This is a genomic window from Pseudomonas sp. NFACC05-1 (genome assembly GCF_900100135.1).
Lineage (GTDB): Bacteria > Pseudomonadota > Gammaproteobacteria > Pseudomonadales > Pseudomonadaceae > Aquipseudomonas > Aquipseudomonas fluorescens_Q.
Map to the genome: position 1 here is coordinate 44,160 of NZ_FMTR01000021.1, position 15,445 is coordinate 59,604.

At 57.7% G+C, this 15,445-nt stretch carries 22 protein-coding genes; 4 read left to right on the forward strand and 18 right to left on the reverse strand.

Annotation, left to right across the window (positions count from 1 at the left end; all coding sequences use genetic code 11):
* Positions 1 to 210 precede the first annotated feature (210 nt).
* The 6 genes from BLO97_RS23975 to BLO97_RS24000 form a co-directional block, all read right to left on the reverse strand.
* Entirely contained in the window at positions 211 to 663 is a 453-nt protein-coding gene (locus tag BLO97_RS23975; protein WP_092147354.1) for a hypothetical protein, read from the reverse strand.
* A 249-nt stretch (positions 664 to 912) separates the two neighbouring features.
* The gene (locus tag BLO97_RS23980; RefSeq protein ID WP_092348502.1) at positions 913 to 1,536 is read right to left on the reverse strand and encodes an SMI1/KNR4 family protein; all 624 of its coding nucleotides are present in this window, start codon (positions 1,534 to 1,536) and stop codon (positions 913 to 915) included.
* 97 nt (positions 1,537 to 1,633) lie between these two features.
* Positions 1,634 to 2,248, reverse strand: a complete 615-nt coding sequence (locus BLO97_RS23985; protein WP_092348561.1) for an alpha/beta fold hydrolase — start codon at positions 2,246 to 2,248, stop codon at positions 1,634 to 1,636.
* An 81-nt stretch (positions 2,249 to 2,329) separates the two neighbouring features.
* Complete coding sequence (locus tag BLO97_RS23990) at positions 2,330 to 3,145, reverse strand: suppressor of fused domain protein (protein ID WP_092348505.1); 816 nt, start codon at positions 3,143 to 3,145, stop codon at positions 2,330 to 2,332.
* Positions 3,142 to 4,239 (reverse strand): sterol desaturase family protein, encoded by a 1,098-nt coding sequence (locus BLO97_RS23995; RefSeq protein WP_092348508.1) that lies wholly within the window; start codon positions 4,237 to 4,239, stop codon positions 3,142 to 3,144. The genes BLO97_RS23990 and BLO97_RS23995 overlap by 4 nt, the downstream gene beginning before the upstream one ends.
* Positions 4,240 to 4,304: 65 nt before the next feature.
* Positions 4,305 to 4,826, reverse strand: a complete 522-nt coding sequence (locus tag BLO97_RS24000) for a GNAT family N-acetyltransferase (RefSeq protein ID WP_092147342.1) — start codon at positions 4,824 to 4,826, stop codon at positions 4,305 to 4,307.
* A 101-nt stretch (positions 4,827 to 4,927) separates the two neighbouring features.
* On the opposite strand from BLO97_RS24000, the gene BLO97_RS24005 reads away from it, so the two are divergent.
* The gene (locus tag BLO97_RS24005) at positions 4,928 to 5,488 is read left to right on the forward strand and encodes a nucleotidyltransferase family protein (RefSeq protein ID WP_092348564.1); all 561 of its coding nucleotides are present in this window, start codon (positions 4,928 to 4,930) and stop codon (positions 5,486 to 5,488) included.
* 185 nt (positions 5,489 to 5,673) lie between these two features.
* On the opposite strand, the gene dapF is transcribed toward BLO97_RS24005, so the two are convergent.
* Genes dapF through BLO97_RS24020 form a run of 3 tightly spaced genes read right to left on the reverse strand, consistent with a single transcriptional unit; the run spans position 5,674 to position 7,660 of the window.
* Positions 5,674 to 6,477: a diaminopimelate epimerase gene (dapF, locus tag BLO97_RS24010; RefSeq protein WP_092147339.1), complete on the reverse strand. Its 804-nt coding sequence runs from the start codon at positions 6,475 to 6,477 to the stop codon at positions 5,674 to 5,676.
* Complete coding sequence (locus tag BLO97_RS24015) at positions 6,468 to 6,833, reverse strand: VOC family protein (RefSeq protein WP_092348567.1); 366 nt, start codon at positions 6,831 to 6,833, stop codon at positions 6,468 to 6,470. The genes dapF and BLO97_RS24015 overlap by 10 nt, the downstream gene beginning before the upstream one ends.
* A gap of 20 nt (positions 6,834 to 6,853) precedes the next feature.
* Positions 6,854 to 7,660: a helix-turn-helix domain-containing protein gene (locus BLO97_RS24020; RefSeq protein WP_092147476.1), complete on the reverse strand. Its 807-nt coding sequence runs from the start codon at positions 7,658 to 7,660 to the stop codon at positions 6,854 to 6,856.
* 117 nt (positions 7,661 to 7,777) lie between these two features.
* Here BLO97_RS24020 and BLO97_RS24025 point away from each other — a divergent pair, with 117 nt between their 5' ends.
* Positions 7,778 to 8,107: a DUF2834 domain-containing protein gene (locus BLO97_RS24025; RefSeq protein WP_092147334.1), complete on the forward strand. Its 330-nt coding sequence runs from the start codon at positions 7,778 to 7,780 to the stop codon at positions 8,105 to 8,107.
* Here BLO97_RS24025 and BLO97_RS24030 read toward each other — a convergent pair.
* The 5 genes from BLO97_RS24030 to BLO97_RS24050 all read right to left on the reverse strand — a co-directional run bounded on the left by BLO97_RS24030 (position 8,100) and on the right by BLO97_RS24050 (position 10,939).
* Positions 8,100 to 8,501 (reverse strand): PaaI family thioesterase, encoded by a 402-nt coding sequence (locus tag BLO97_RS24030; RefSeq protein ID WP_092147332.1) that lies wholly within the window; start codon positions 8,499 to 8,501, stop codon positions 8,100 to 8,102. The two genes, BLO97_RS24025 and BLO97_RS24030, sit on opposite strands and share 8 nt — an antisense overlap.
* Before the next feature lie 94 nt (positions 8,502 to 8,595).
* Complete coding sequence (locus BLO97_RS24035) at positions 8,596 to 9,159, reverse strand: GNAT family N-acetyltransferase (RefSeq protein WP_092147329.1); 564 nt, start codon at positions 9,157 to 9,159, stop codon at positions 8,596 to 8,598.
* Positions 9,160 to 9,208: 49 nt separating this feature from the next.
* On the reverse strand, positions 9,209 to 9,790 hold the full coding sequence (locus BLO97_RS24040) for a hypothetical protein (RefSeq protein ID WP_063324972.1): 582 nt from the start codon (positions 9,788 to 9,790) through the stop codon (positions 9,209 to 9,211).
* 181 nt (positions 9,791 to 9,971) lie between these two features.
* On the reverse strand, positions 9,972 to 10,610 hold the full coding sequence (locus tag BLO97_RS24045; RefSeq protein ID WP_092348511.1) for a helix-turn-helix domain-containing protein: 639 nt from the start codon (positions 10,608 to 10,610) through the stop codon (positions 9,972 to 9,974).
* Positions 10,607 to 10,939: a type II toxin-antitoxin system HigB family toxin gene (locus BLO97_RS24050; protein ID WP_092225104.1), complete on the reverse strand. Its 333-nt coding sequence runs from the start codon at positions 10,937 to 10,939 to the stop codon at positions 10,607 to 10,609. The genes BLO97_RS24045 and BLO97_RS24050 overlap by 4 nt, the downstream gene beginning before the upstream one ends.
* 155 nt (positions 10,940 to 11,094) lie before the next feature.
* On the opposite strand from BLO97_RS24050, the gene BLO97_RS24055 reads away from it, so the two are divergent.
* Together BLO97_RS24055 and BLO97_RS24060 are read left to right on the forward strand one after the other, a co-directional pair.
* Positions 11,095 to 11,445 carry a DUF7079 family protein gene (locus BLO97_RS24055; RefSeq protein ID WP_092348514.1) on the forward strand — a complete coding sequence of 117 codons (351 nt, stop codon included), beginning with the start codon at positions 11,095 to 11,097 and terminating at the stop codon, positions 11,443 to 11,445.
* A 152-nt stretch (positions 11,446 to 11,597) separates the two neighbouring features.
* Positions 11,598 to 12,116, forward strand: coding sequence for a BRCT domain-containing protein (locus BLO97_RS24060; protein WP_256572269.1), 519 nt, complete (start codon positions 11,598 to 11,600; stop codon positions 12,114 to 12,116).
* Positions 12,117 to 12,302: 186 nt separating this feature from the next.
* Here the strand turns inward: BLO97_RS24060 and BLO97_RS24065 are convergent, their stop codons facing one another.
* The 4 genes from BLO97_RS24065 to BLO97_RS24080 all read right to left on the reverse strand — a co-directional run bounded on the left by BLO97_RS24065 (position 12,303) and on the right by BLO97_RS24080 (position 15,380).
* Positions 12,303 to 12,590: a type II toxin-antitoxin system Phd/YefM family antitoxin gene (locus BLO97_RS24065; protein ID WP_092225097.1), complete on the reverse strand. Its 288-nt coding sequence runs from the start codon at positions 12,588 to 12,590 to the stop codon at positions 12,303 to 12,305.
* Between the two features lie 160 nt (positions 12,591 to 12,750).
* A complete protein-coding gene (locus BLO97_RS24070; protein WP_092348517.1) occupies positions 12,751 to 13,707 on the reverse strand; it encodes a 2-hydroxyacid dehydrogenase in 957 nt (318 codons plus the stop codon).
* A gap of 194 nt (positions 13,708 to 13,901) precedes the next feature.
* A complete protein-coding gene (locus BLO97_RS24075; protein ID WP_063324967.1) occupies positions 13,902 to 14,660 on the reverse strand; it encodes an SDR family oxidoreductase in 759 nt (252 codons plus the stop codon).
* 21 nt (positions 14,661 to 14,681) lie between these two features.
* Complete coding sequence (locus BLO97_RS24080) at positions 14,682 to 15,380, reverse strand: fumarylacetoacetate hydrolase family protein (protein ID WP_092348520.1); 699 nt, start codon at positions 15,378 to 15,380, stop codon at positions 14,682 to 14,684.
* Between the last annotated feature and the right edge of the window lie 65 nt (positions 15,381 to 15,445).

The window sequence follows — 15,445 nt, forward strand, 5'->3', positions numbered from 1 at the left end:
CAGTTGATCTGCCGCCTGACGGGCGAAGCCCCCGCAATTCTCTGCCGATCAGCATTTACCTGATCGAGCATCAGGACCCGCGACTGGCCTATTGCAAAGAGGCGGCGCAGATCACTTGCCTTGCGCTACTCAATCAAGTGAACCGAAGTTCCGGTGCTGGTGCACGTTCGTTGGCTGCGTGTTTCAGGCTCCAATCCTCAGTCATCACGTTTACCTGACCAACACTTTATCAATTTCCTCAGCCAGGGACCTGGGTATGGGCGTATCGGCGTACACCCGAGCCATCTCCATTGGATCGATCATTGGCGTGGTCACCCCGTCGAGGGAAAAACCGCCGACCACATAACGTGCGAAGGTCGGCGACGCCGGGTCTTCGTCGATCTGCCAATACCCGTCATACTGTGTCGCCAGGTACTCGCCGATGTAGTAACCGATACGAGTAATGAACCATACACGGTTGGCCTGGCTAATCACTGCACTTCGAAAACCGCTGTCCAATTGAGCCAAAAAACTCCAAGGAGTGTTCAAGACCTCGTGAGGTTGTTCAAACCCCAAGCTGCTGCAGAAATCATGGAGCACCGGCAGGCGCTCGGACGTGAATGCTGCGAAACCAGCCTTGCGACGCGCCAGCAATTGCTCGTCTACCCCTTCAAAATTATCCATGCAGCCCTCATCAACCAACTATGAATAAGCACATCAATTTTATTTTACTCCAGCCTCCTTGATTACTCTTGAGATGGCGAAGCTTCCAAAATATCCATCGTGGCTCATAACCTTTGAGCCACCCCGGTTTTTTTCAAATAATGACTGACCGCTTTTGTCCGAAAGCGGTCAGTCATGACCGGCTGCTTTCGATCCAAAAGGGGCCTACTGTTACACCCATAAAAGCGAAATTCACCCACCACTCAGCCTTCAAATCAACCGATCCACAACCCTCGCATTCCACAATTCCCGATACCGCTCCCGCCAGCCCGGGCTCCCCTTATCCAACCACTCCAACGTCGCCTCAATACTCTCAGGGCTGATCATGAAGTGATTGATATGCTCCTGGATCCGCTCTTCCGATAAATGCAGCGAATCCAGATAGCCATTGAAAGAATCCGCCAGCACCACGTACTCATCGCCCTGCTGGCGGCGCCCAGTCCAGGCAGGTAAGCCCGCCACCATCGCCGCCACGTCCTGGCGCCCTTCCCGCAGGTCCAGCAGCAAGATACTCGCGCCGCCGTCGCGACCGATCGGCAGCAATCCCGTTGCAGGGAAGCCGGGCTGCGCACGCAGTTGCTCCAGTTCGAAGGGGTTGGATTCATACTCTTTGTCCGGGTCCAGCCCGTACAGTGAAAAACTCAGTAGCTCCTCGTCGCCATTGGCCAGGGTCGCCAGCACATCGTATTCCACGTAGGCGCCGTTGCAGGTCTTGAGGAATTGGCGATAGTCGTCCGGCAAGCGGGCACCCAGGCGGGCTTCCAGTTGCGCGATGGCGCGGTCGGTGGCGCCTTCACGGGTATCTTCGAGGATGAGTCCGCGGTAGTCAGTCATTGTTGTCTCGAAAAGGTATTGGGACCCTAGAGGTCTTGAAACACACCGCGTCGCACAATCAGTCCGACGCATCGATAACAAGCGGCAAGTGCTGCGCTCACTCGCTGGCCAGATGTCTCTCGATCAGCCTCGCTGCCTCATCTGCGTGAGTAAAGCCCAGGTTGTGATCGGCGCCAGGGAAAACGTGCAGTTCAGCGCGGGGCAACAGTTGGGCAAGGTACTGGCCGACGCGAACGGGACTGATCGGATCAGCGTCGCCCCAGAGCAGCAGGACCGGCATGCGCAACTCGACCAAGCGGGATGTGAGGTCGGTGCGGTCGTCGAGAAACCAACTCGGCAGTGTCGAGTTGGCCGCCGCAAAATCCGGGCGCCAGTCGTATGCGCCCAGCGCCGACATGTCCACCCCGCCCGAGGTGACGGTCAGCACCAGGTGGGTGATCAGCTCAGGGCGTTCAAGTGCTGCGAGCACCGCGACGATACCGCCCATGGATTGCGCCACAAGCGCTGTGGGTTGGTCGATCTCGGCCAGCACACGCGCCACCAGGTCACTCATGCCGGTCACGCCAGGCATGGGCGGTGTGTCTCCAAAGCCGGGCCAGCCGATATGAACTGGCTGCGCCAGGTGGGCCAAGCGCTCAGCCACCGGATGCCAGAATTGGGTGTTGCCTGAGGCGCCGGGCAAGAAGATGAGTTTGGCGGGGGATGCGGTCACGGGTTCGTCCTTGAAAATGGGATTGAAAGAGTCAGCAGGAGGCCAAAGGGATACCAGCAGGTTCAATGACCGGCTCCAGCCTCACACCACACTCGCCCGATGCAGGCTGCTCATATGCCCAACGCCCGCCGCCTTCAAACGACTCACCAGATCCTCCCGCGCCGCTCGCCCTCCCGAACGCACGTATTCCAGCTCCGCCGCCGTAATCAATACCACCGGCACCAATCTGACCGGAGACAAGGGCATGTCATCCAGTTGGGTAGGAAAATCCGGTGCCGGGGCGCCGAGCAGAACGCCGGTGGAGTCGTCATCGGTCACGAAGAGCTTGGGCAGTTGATCGCTCATGTGATGGGATTGGCTCAGCCCGGGAAGCTCAAGGGATAGCGCCCCGTGCTGGTCGAGTTGATGGGTGATGCCGCCCGCGTCGGCCACCGTTTTGGCGACGTGCTCCAACAACTCGAATGCCCAGCTGCGTTTGAACGGATCGACCTCTCCCACGGGGCCATAGGCGTGCTCGGGGATATTCGCGGTTTCGACAAACAATTCCATCTCGAAACCGTTGCCCATTCCTTCCGTATCATCGAATGGATCGGACAGGCCTTCAGTGGCGAGGATGATCGCGTCGCCACGGCGCACCACGCGGTAGGCCTGGCGGGTCGAAGGCCAGTACGGGCCGCCGGAAAAGGTCGGGCTGATCAGGTAGGCAAGGACATCCCGCTCGACCGTGCCGACAGCGCTCCAATGACGATCCAGGCACGCTGCGCCAGCTTCCCGGACGGCCAGATTGGCGGCCTCAGCCTCGGTCAGGTCGCCAAGCTCATGGGGTTGCGGTGCAGGCTGGTCGTCTTGGGTTTCAGGCGCTTTCGATGAACCGAAGAGCTTCTTGAAAACATTCATGGGCGTTCCTTGCTGGTTTTTCGCTGAGCCTCATCTGCGTCAGCACTCGCTGATCCAAGGGCAGGCGTTGGGCGCATTGTGGCGTGTTGGCGTTGATATGAAAACGCGGGTAGGCACTTGCGGGCAGTTTCAACGAAAGGCGTGACAATCAGGCTATACACCGTCAGGTAACGCGCGTGGTCCTGTTCTCCGGTGCCGAAACACAAGTGCTCGGGCTGCGAGCGGGTGACATAGAGCGTGCCGAACATCCAGTCCCACAGCGACAGGTTGACGCCGAAATTGCGATTGAAATGGCGCGGTGCATCGCTGTGGTGGATCTGGTGCTGGGCCGGACTGTTCAGCACATGTTCCAGCACCGGGCCAAAGGACAACCAGACATGGGTGTGACGCAAGTTGGCCGCCAGGCTATTGAAGATGAACACCAGATACGTCACACCGAACAACGTGTAGCGGCTGATCTCACCACCACAGACATACCAGAAGCCGCCCGCGAAGAGGCCCATGCAGGCGGTGATGCCGAGCTTCTCGACGATCTTTTCCACAAAATGCACCCGACTGGCCGTAGCCGGCACCAGCACTGGCGCCGAGTGATGAACCTTGTGAAACGCCCAGAGCCAGCGCGAATGAAACGCCCGGTGCGCCCAGTAGTGGACGAAATCCTTCACCAGGAACACCCCCAGCCCATAGAGCAAGGCGAGCGAAAGGTTCTCCCCCAGACGCGGACGCGCGCCCCACAGGTTGCTGAAAAAAGCCAGGTAATCCCCGGAGCGCAGGATGTACGGATCGACCAGATGAACAATGGGCAACACCAAGGCAATCTTGAGAATCGCCCGGACGAAGTAGTAGCGATAGTCCAGCAGTGCCGAACGGTGCAGATGCACCTGATTGCCGCCAATGAATTGCCAGAACGAACGGGCATCGGTCAGGCCGCGGTGTTTTCTGAAACGGAACAGGCCATAGGCGACACCGTAGGAGGCGCAGAGAAACAGGACCCCGAGGCGGCCGTTCAGGTTGAAAATGCCGAGGAACTGCTGGGTGACGGGCTCGATTACCCATGCGCCCAGGTGTTGATAGACAAGGGAAAACGCATCCACGAACGGCCGCTCTCTGTCGAAGGAACGGCATTGTAAATCAGTCGCGTTGGGATGGGCTTGGGTTTTCAGGCATTTTCTGGGAGACCGCTCAAAAGAACCCAGGGGCGGCCCGATCTAACACGACGCATATGGATGAGTGCGGTTCTACGATTATCTGGAGAAACTCGCTCTTCGACAGCAAAGGGCAAAAAGCCCAGCTTTGGATAAAGCAGCAAGCCCGCCGTATTTTCATTGAAACACGATACCTGCACCTCAGTGGCGTCATAGCGGTCGAACGCCAAGGCCGTCATCGTTTCCACAAGAAAACTGGCAACGCCTTTGCCTCGCGCCTCTTGGGCAACGATGACATTGCCGATACAGCAAACCCCATCTTTTTCGGCCCGATAGAAGTTAGCAAAACCAACGACACGGTTCCCAGCCTCGATGACCGTCGAATCGAATCGTTGGGCGATAGCCTCAGCCAACTGAGCCTCAGTCAGAGGGTATTGGGCTTTCGGGAACATATGGAACAGTTCCCGAGCGTCCTGTGCAAAGTTACAGAGGGTCTTGATGTCATCAGCCATCACTGGCCTGCTTTGCAATATCATTGGGCGTCCTTGAGATCTATGTACTGGGTGCCTTGGCTCACCTGATTTTGCTCAAACATCTGTCGGGGCGCCAGGACCGGACCGATTCCAAAAGGATGAATATGACATTGACGGTCGAACGTTTGGTCAGGATAGCAATGGCCAATTCAATCAACGCGCAAATCACCTCGCGCTTGCCTTCACTCGGGTTGAATCAATGCATGCTCACCGCTGGCTGCCTGTTCCAAGCCGTCTGGAATCATCAGTCACAACGGCCACCGGCCTGGGGCGTGAAGGATTACGACGTTTTTTACTTCGACCCTGATCTGTCTTGGGAAGCCGAGAACGAAGTCATCAACGCCGCCCAGCGTGTCTTCCAGGACCTCGACGTCAACATCGAGATCAAGAACCAGGCTCGCGTCCATCTTTGGTACGGTCGGCGGTTTGGCAAGCCTTATCCTCAACTTCAGTCGGCCAGGGATGGCATTGATCGTTACTTGGTTGCCGGTACGTGTATTGGACTGGATGTTGAGACCGGTGAGGTCTATGCGCCCTATGGCCTGGACGACGTCGAGCAAGGTGTTCTTCGTATCAATCCAAAGAACCCCCAGCCCGATTTGTTCGATGAGAAGGCGAAAAGTTATCAGGCTCGCTGGCCGTGGCTCAGGATTATGGAGAAATGATGCAAACCGCCATAATCCTGTGGCGAGGGAGCTTGCTCCCGCTGGGCGGCGAAGCCGCCCCCAAACGGTCTTCCAGACAAACGGCATCAACCAGTCTACGACGGCTACGCCGTCGAGCGGGAGCAAGCTCCCTCGCCACGGAACGTGTTGCAAATCCCTGCTTCAGGATTGAAACACCTACCGACTCAGCCCTGACTCATCATCCCCGAAAAACTCACTTCCACCGGCCCGATAAGAAAGACCGCGCCCACGCCGTCCCATTGAACCGTCACGCTTCCACCATCACATTCAACCTCAACGCGCGGGTCCAACAAACCACGACGAATCCCATTGACAACCGCGCCACACGAGCAAGATCCCGAACCCAGCGCAATACCCGCCCCGCGTTCCCAGATGCGTAAGCGAATATGCGTGCGATCAATGATCTGGACGAAATGAACGTTGGTCTTGAGTGGGAACAGCGCGTTGGTTTCAATGGCTGGGCCGATGGTCGCGATATCAACGGTTGCCAGATCATCGACAAAATAGGTGCAGTGCGGATTTCCCATGCTGCACGCGGCTGGAGCGCCGGCAAGTGGCAACACAGCGGTGTCCAGCTCTTGGGCCAAAGGAACGTCCGACCAGTGGAAAAGCGGCACACCCATGTCGACGGAAATGTCGCCGGTTGGGGTACGCTCGCACGTCAGCAGGCCTCGGTTAGTGCGCAGCGCTACCGAAGCAACATTTGCTTCGCGCATCAGCATAGCCGCCGCACCCCGCGTCGCACTGCCACAAACGTCCAGCGCGGAGCCATCCGCGTTCCAGAACATCACGCGGGCATCGGCATCGTCGCAATCGAGCAACACCGCGAGTTGGTTGAAGCCCACACCCCGGTTCCGATCCCCCATTCGCTGGGCCATGGCACTCGTCACCGGGTTGGCCGAATGTCGCGAATCGACGATAACGAAATCATCGCCATTGGCATGCATCTTTTGAAAGTTCAGCGGCATGCAAACGCCCTGCTGGAGATGGAAATCGAATTACCGTCAGGGTCTTTGGCGTTGGCGAAAGAGTAACCGTCCGCCCTGTGCGTAGCGCCAGACCTCAGGCCTTGGGCCAGGCACTTGGCCTTGAAACCCTCGACGTCCTGAAGATCAAAGACAAGCTTTACCGTGACTTGCCCTGTTTTAATGGCCTTACCTGCCGGGTGAACCATCAGGATCGCGCCACCGTTTGCAGGGCTCAATTCGGTGACGCGGTCATCGGTTTTTCGTTGACTGGTAAAACCGAAATGACGCTCATAAAAATCGCAGGTCGCTTGAACGTCCCGGACATACAACATGATTCGATTGAGTGACGGCTGCATGGGTTCTTCCTTGATCATTATTAGTGTTGTGCCTGCTCATATGCCTTAGTCATCACCTCCCAGGTCTTCGCGTCGGCAGGAATCAGATGTTCGATACGCAATGAGCTCATGGTGATGTCGAGCGGCATGCCGAAGGTTGTGAACGTTGACATGAACTTCAGCTCACCGTGGGGAGAGTCGACTCGCGTCAGCAACAGCGGAGGCAGCTCGTTAACCAGTGCCGCAGAGCTGTGTGGGGCCGGCAGGCTCTTCAGAATCTCAGCCAACGCGGGATTACTCAAGGCTTCCCGAGACGCCCGTTGCCAGGCCACTAATCTTATTTCCTCGGCGTTACTCAAATGATCGCCCAAGCCACCGGGTTGCAGCAGTGTCACCAAGAGGTTGAGCCCATCAGGCGCATCCCTGGCAAGACCCACCAGATCGAACAGAACACCCGCGCTGGTGTTGGCTGCAAGGATGTCCCATTGGGGACCCAGAACAATCGCCGGAGCGGGGTTATTGGCGTGAAGTACATGATTAATGGCATCACGTACCACTTCCATTGACGACGACGTGAGCGGCGTCGTTTCGTAGCGAGGGGCATAACCACTGGCGATGAAGATGTCGTTGCATCGCTCCAAAGGTACATCCAGGGCAGTCAACAAGTTATGCAGAGTGCCAGGGCTTGGCTTGGCGCGCCCCGTCTCGATGCAACTAAGGTGACGCTGAGATAACCCTGTTATCAGTGCACAGTCCAACTGACTCAACCCGGCCTGTTGGCGCAAGTGACGCAGTTGCGCACCGGCCGAGGTTGGTGGCGTTGTTCGAGAAAAAGGTCGACTGGTCATCCGTTGACTCTGGCATTGCGGGTGAGTGGCGTCCATGACCTCAGAGGTCATTGAAACCATGACGGTCAAATCACTAGCCTACCTCTATTGACCCATGAACGAGTCCAAGGAGGTAAAGTGAAAAGACCCTACGTTGCACTTGTCGCGCTCCTGCTTTTTTCAATTTACACGGCGAGTACTGTGTTTCTCGCCGAGCAATCGCTCCTGGAATTCGGCGTCAGGCTCATGTCCAGCCCGGACACCGCGCAGGTAGTCATCGACCTTTATCTGCTCGCTAGCATGGCGTGCATCTGGATGTACCGGGACACACGTTCGAAAGGCAGATCGCTCACCTCGTTGCTGCCTTACTTCCTGATCACGGCGATCTTCGTATCAATCGGTCCACTGTTGTACATCGTCGTTAACGGATTTGGACGTCAATCGCCAGTTCAGCCTCCACCTAGCTGAGCACCAGAAAAGATGCACTGGCTCGAACCACGCGCTCCTCTCCAGCGCTGATATAGGTATTGGCAAACACCAATCGACTACCGGTTTTTTGAATATCTACGGCAGCCTCCAACCAATCGCCGATCTTAGCGGAGCCAGCGAAATCAGTAGTCATCGTGGTCGTCACGAGCTTAAGAGGAGGATCTTTCGAGAACGCAGCGCTGTAGCCCAGCGCGATATCAGCCAGCGCCATGAACAATCCTCCGTGAGCGATTCCACGCGCATTGGTGTGTTTCTCCTCCACCCGAATCCCAACGGTAAAACCTTCGGAGTTTTCCCGATAATAAAAGGGACCAAGTAAGTCAAGAAAAGGGCTGCTACGAAATAACGGCCTGAAACCCTGTGGAATATCCATTTCACATTCCTTTATCCGTTAACCCGACAGATAGATCCTGGTGACGACCGTGTTGAATTGTCGTTCACAGGCGACTTGACCCATTTGACTCTGCTCAATTCGATCCCAACGCGGACTTTTTCTCAAGCCAATTCTCACGCGTTATTTCCCAGATATCCTTAAGCAACGACCCACAGACAAACTCCCCCTGCTGCGTCCCGATCAGGCGCATGCCTTCATGCTCCGAAACTTTGCGCGAAGCCTCGTTGCCCACCGCCTTGGGCACTTGCATGACGGGGCGTTCAAGGTTTTCAAACCAATAGGCATTGATCGCTTCACAGGCCTCGCGCATGTAGCCCTTTCCCTGCCATTGCGGCGCCAGCCAGAAACCACGGTTGTTGCCGGGCTGGTCGTACAGGCTGATGCTGCCGATGCTCTGTGTCGGTTCTTCGGCAATGCGGATCATCCAGTGCCACTCGCGCCCGGCTGCAATAGCCGGGAGCGCATGGTCGCGCACGTACGTCAGCGCGCCGTCATCCGGGTAAGGCCAGGGCACGCGGCTGTCCAGGTAACGGACCACTTCCCAATGGGGAAATAGCCGTTGGATAGCCGGTGCATCCGTCAGCTCAAGGGGTGTGAGGATGAGGCGGCGGGTTTGGAACGTGGGGATGGGGCTCATGATGAAACTCCTTTTTCAACGTTATGGCGTCCTTGGAAAACCCTCCATGCTAAAAGTTATCCGTCGCCCTGCAGAGTTTGCTGTCCTTCAAGAATGAACGGGGAAGTTGTGTCGTTGCCGCAGGCAGTTGCTTGAGCCTCACCTCACACTCATAACGCCCCGCAGCATCCAGCTGGTAATCCTCCCCTGCCTTAGGGACAAAGCTGAACATGTTGTAGCATTGAGCACCGATGTAATGAAAGGCAATGGGCTGCCCGGCAGGCACCAGCAGCTCAGTCATGACCGTGGAAGACGAGTGTTTGTCGTCATCCGGCATGCCCAGGCTTTCGCCGTTGCGATTGGCGTAGCCATCGCGGAACGCCACCATGACGCCCGCGCCCGGCAGGCGGAAGTCCACGCAATCGGACTTGGGTACAGCCCTGACCATGCCATCGCTGATCACCCGCAAGCGGGCGGTCTCACCACCATCAGGCGTTGAGTAGGGAGTGGAAAAAGAGCGGACGTCCGATAGCGCTCCGCAGCCGGTGAGCAGGGTCAGTAAGGTGAGGCTCCAGGTATATCGCAGGACGCGGGACGTAATGCGCGGGCAAATGTCAGTTCGGGAGTTGAGGGGGTGCGGCGATTGGCTCACGATGATGCTCCATGCGGGTCAGATATCCAGGGCCAACGACGGTCGAGAAGAACGCGATGCCAGCGCGGGATTTTATAGAGGGTTCGGGGATTGGCTGCAATGGCCGAGGTATCGAAACGCGTGTCATCCTGAACTTCCGTGAATCGACAACCAATCCTGCCCCTTTCAGCAGATGATTGCCCTATCCCTTGTCCGGCTCTTTGGCTGTCTTTCTGTGGCCCTTCGAAGTCACCACGTTGTACTCACCGGCACCGGCCTCTTCCACTGAACATGCGATCGGAGAGCCCTCGTGCAAAACGTAATGACCTGAAGCGCTAACGGAAAGAGGGACAGTTTCGATATGAGCCGCCACCTTTGCTGAGGTCGCGGTCAAGAAAGCACTCGGCTCCATCGCAAACCGCTCCGCCAGCGCATACGCCATCTTGTGGCTGATAGGCCTATCGCCATTGAGCACTTTGGACACCGCCGTTTTATCACCGATTTCAGGGAGGTCCGAACCGGTGAGCCCGAGCGTCTCCATCAGATCCTTGATCAATTGCACAGGCGTGCAGGTCGCCTCAAAAGCGGCATTCGACTCGCGAAACTGTTCGGAGTCGCGCTGGTAGGCCAGGATTTCCTCCTCGAGCTCAACGAGAATTTTCGCCTCAGTCTTGCTCAGTTCGCGTCCGTCGGTGAGCGCATCGAGCAGGTCGGTCGCACGCTCATAATCGGCAGGGGTCTTGATGCCATGCACAAACTCACCGCGCAGGCGATCCAGTACCGCATGTAGCTCGCCAAGCGTTGCGATCACGGTTTGAAAGTCGTTCCGGGCTGCGCTCATCGTCTTACCCCTTTGTTTCTTGCATACCAACTGTTGGCAACGTCGTAATCGGCATGCGTGTAGATGTGTTTGACGTAGAACTTCTGCCGGGTGTAGTTGACGCCACCTATCACCCTGAGATTATTGCCGCCTACGTCGATCACCACCCAATTCATTGCGGCTCTGGGCTTGAACAAGTCGACACCGTGCGTACCGAAAAGCTTTTGCAGGTCCGCGAACGCTTTGGGGCGTGCCATCCTCAAAATGCGCAGGCATCGATCAAGCCCGGCCTTGTCGTTCGGGTACAAAATCGCAGCGTCGTCAAAACGTGATGGCGTGAGTATATCCATGGGCTTCCTTGTCTTTGAGCCGATGGTACTCTGGTTGTGTTTTTTCACAACTCCAATTTATTGGCGGCAGCGGGATTCATGCCGTGGCAAGCAGGCGATTTGGCCGGCAGCATTGGGCCAAATGGGTTATCACCTACACATCCCGAGACAAAAACATGAACCCTGTCGACTCGAACCGCCTGAAAACCTGGCAGGCCCTTTCCTCGCTCTTCCTGGATACCGAGATCGACGACCTGACCTACGACTACATCGCTCGCGTAGTCCTTGAAACCAATTATTCGCCAAAGGAAATCCACGACATCCTGTGGAATGAAGTGTTCCCGGTGCTCGAAACGAACCTCAGGTCCATGGCGGGTGAATGGGCGGGATGGACGGATGAGTGGCTGCTGGAGCACATCATTGCAAGTGATGGGATCGAGCCCAGGAAAGGCCGCGGCAGCATTGCCAAGGAGATTGCCAGGTGTTGGAGCCAGGTCGCGACGCGGCTCCCACCCGGATACGCTTGATACAACTGCATTGCCTCGTGACGAAATAATGGTGGTAGATTTCGACGGCATATGTTGAGGAACAAATGTTTCTCCAACCGTAACGAATACCGGAAGGATTCCGGGTAGATGCTGGTTTGGCCGGTAATGTGACAATCACAAGGAGTGACGCAGTGACGATTATCAAGTTCAGCTACAAAGATGCGAGGGGTAATTTGAGTGTCCGAGAACTGATCCAGTGGTCAGAGAACTCACTCTACATTCAGGGACGATCCACTGGCGACTCATTCCCAAAAACCTTCCGAAAGGATCGAATTGTCGAGATATTGTCGGGCGCGGAGCTATTACTGAATGACGCCGCCCCTCCCGCTCCAAGGCTTTCGCCAAAACCAAAACCGTCTGCTTTGGCAGCACTGGGGGCCGCCTCCAATTGTCCCCGCCCCAAGTCGCCGCCCGGCGGGATAAATCAAATTCTTTTCACTGGTTTTACTGCTGCGCATCGTGCAGAGCTCGAACAGAAGGCGCAGGATTTTGGGTTAAGGGTGATGAGTACTCCAGGCAAGACTCTGACGTTTCTTTGCTATGGCGATAACGCCGGCCCGACGAAGGTCGCAAAGGCACTAGCGGCTGGCGCTTTCATCTTCGATGCGGAACAGTTTTTGAACCTGATCACTACGGGCGAGATGCCTTGAGACAACCGATGCAGAGTCGTTTGAGCGGTTTGACATAGCGGCGGAATGTCCATCCCTAAAAGCAACGGTATGCGGGGCTGACTAACATGCCTTGCTGACCCCAACGTCAAAAGCGTTGGTGTCCACCTAGCTTTAAAGTGGACATCACTTCTAGCCTGGCTCCATCGGTACTGTCCCACCATGTAATCAATGCCCATTGGCGATATCAGCCTCAGCTTCGCCAATGAGCTCGTCAAGAGACACATGGACAGGCGTCTCATTGGCCTCGATCCGTGCCTTTACCATCTGTGCCAGCTCCAGTTCATCCAGGCGCTCAACCATGGCCTCGTAGGCACTTGCCGGGACCATGTAGCCCATAACACGGTTATGGTTCAACACGGCCACTGGCGCGCCATTAGCACCGTTCAGGACGGATGACGGATTTTTTTTGAGTTCGGATAGGCTGACGGCCACATCAGCCAAAACGAGTTGCATGGAGGCGGCTCCTTCAAAATAGGTCGTTATTTTGGTCTTTATTAACTGCACGGGCAAAGCGCAGACCAGCACACAACCTGAGACCTTACCTTCGCTTCCGCCTCAACATAGCAAGTTCATTAATTTGACCGTGTCATGACCTCCTTAAAGCTCTACACCCTCACCCCGTCACACACCCCTGCGGCACCTTCCCAGCAAAACTATCCACCAGACTCGCCACCACCATCTCCCCCATCCGCGTGCGGGTCTGCAACGTCGCGCTCGCCCGGTGGGGTTGCAGCACCACCTGCTCATTGCCAAACAATGCCTCAGGCACATGCGGCTCATCGACAAACACATCCAGCGCCGCACCGGCGATTTCACCAGCGGTCAGCGCCGCCACCAGGTCGACCTCGTTGACCAGTTTGCCTCGCGCCACGTTGATCAGATACCCGCCCTGGCCCAAGGCACGCAGCACCTCGGCATCGATGATGGCTTCAGCCTTGTCCGCGGCGGCCGCGAGGATCAGGGCGTCGCTGTCGCGGGCCAGTTGCTTGAGGTCGGCGACGAACGTGTGGTTCACGTCACTCATGGGTTGCAGGTCGGTGTAGCTGATCGGGCAACCGAACGCGGCGGCGCGGGTAGCCACGGCGCGACCGACCCGGCCCATGCCGACGATGCCGATGCGCATGCCGGACACCTGCCGGGCCAATGGCAGCGGGGACAATGGCGTCGGGCTGTGAGGCCATTGGCCGGAGCGCACGTAACGGTCACCGGTGCACAGCCCGCGACACACGGCAATCAATAGGCCAATCGCCAGGTCGGCGACATCTTCGGTCAGCGCGCCGATGGTGGCCGTCACGCGGATTCCGCGATCCCTGGCGTAGGCCAGGTCCACGGCATCGGTGCCCACGCCGTTGACCGCCACCACTTCCAGCTTGGGCAGTTGGGCCATGAGCGCCTGGCTGATGCCGGTATGCCCTCCGGTGATCACACCGCGAATATTGGCACCGTGTTCTTGCAGATAGGCTTGTTTGTCGGCCTGTTCGAAATAGCGCCGCACCGTGAACAGCTCGTTGAGCCGGGCGTTGATTTCAGGGATCAGGATCGGGCTGAGTTGCAAGACTTCTGGCTTCATGTAGACCTCGTATCGAAATAGGAAAAACTAACTCAAGCGCAATCAAGGCGTGCTCGAATCAGTGTGTGGCGAGGGAGCTCGCTCCCGCTTGAGTGCGAAGCGCTCATAAAAAGAACGGGGGCCGCTACGCAGCCCAGCGGGAGCAAGCTCCCTCGCCACGAATGCACACCTTCGAAACTGAACGGCACGCAGGCTCAACCGCGGCCGGCAAATGGCATGGCCGTGGCCATGACGGTCATGTTCAGGACGTTGGCCGACAACGGCAGGCCGGCGATGTAGCGCACCGCATCGGCGACATGCTTGACGTCCACCATCGGCTCCACCGCGATGCTGCCGTTGGCCTGGCGCACGCCCTTGGTCATGCGCACGGACATCTCAGTGAGGGCGTTGCCGATGTCGATCTGGCTGCAGGCGATGTTGTATTCACGTCCGTCCAGGGCCAGGGATTTGGTCAACCCCAGCACCGCGTGTTTGCTGGCGGTGTAGGCGCTGCTGAACGGTCGTGGAGTGTGGGCCGAGATCGAACCGTTGTTGATGATCCGTCCACCCTGGGGCTGTTGCCGGCGCATCAGGCCGAAGGCACCACGGGCACACAGGAAAACGCCGTTGAGGTTGGTGTCGATCACGTTTCGCCACTGCTCGAACGTCAGCTCATCCAGCGGCACGGCGGGCGCATTGACGCCAGCGTTGTTGAACACGACGTCCAGGCGTCCGTAGACCTCGGCGATGGTTGCAAACAGCCCATCGACACTGACCGGGTCGCGTACATCAGTGGGCACCGCCAAGGCTTCGCGCCCCTGGCTGGCCGCCAACTCGGCCAATGCCTGCAAGGGCTCTGGCCGACGACCGGCCAACACCAGTGTGTAGCCGTCTTCCATCAGGCCCAGGGCCACCGCTCGGCCAATCCCGCTGCCGGCGCCAGTCACCAAAGCCACTTTCAATGCGTTGGACATGTGGGTTCTCCTTTCTCGAATTCAGTAAGACAAACGCGGACCGACGTGCATTTCCAATTCGCCAATACCGTCGATGCCGGCCGTGACGACATCACCCGGCTGCAGCACATCGACGCCTGCCGGGCTGCCGGTCATGATCAGATCGCCGGCCCGCAGCGCCACCGATTGGGAGATGCGGGCGATCACTTCACTGACCGACCAGATCTGGCTGTCGAGGCTGTCGCGCTGACGCTCCTGGCCGTTTACGTTCAGCCACAACTCGCCATCGGGGTGCCCCGCCCGGGAGACCGGCACGATGGCGGTCATTGGCGCGGCGCCGTCGAACACCTTGGCACCCTCCCACGGCAAACCGTTGCGCTTGGCCTCGCGCTGGACATCACGCCGGGTCAGATCCAGACCCGCCGCGTAGCCCCACACATAAGCCAACGCCTGGCTCTCAGGGATGTTGGCGCCGCCCTCACCGATGGCCACGACCAATTCGATTTCGTGGGCGAACTCCTCGGTCACCGATGGAAACGTCACCTCACCCGCCGCTTCCACCACGCAACTGGCTGGCTTCATGAAGAACACCGGTGGCACTCGGGATTCACCCTGGGTATCAGGCCAGGGGTAGTTGCGACCGACGCAAAAGACCCGGCCGACGGGAAAACGCTGCGGGCTGCCAACAACCGGCAGGGTCACTGGCAAGTCCGGGGTAAAGACATACTCGGGCATGTTCATCCTGATAAAAGTCCTGTTGGAGGGGTCAGCGTACGGCGGCAATCCTCGGCGAAGTTGGAGGAATG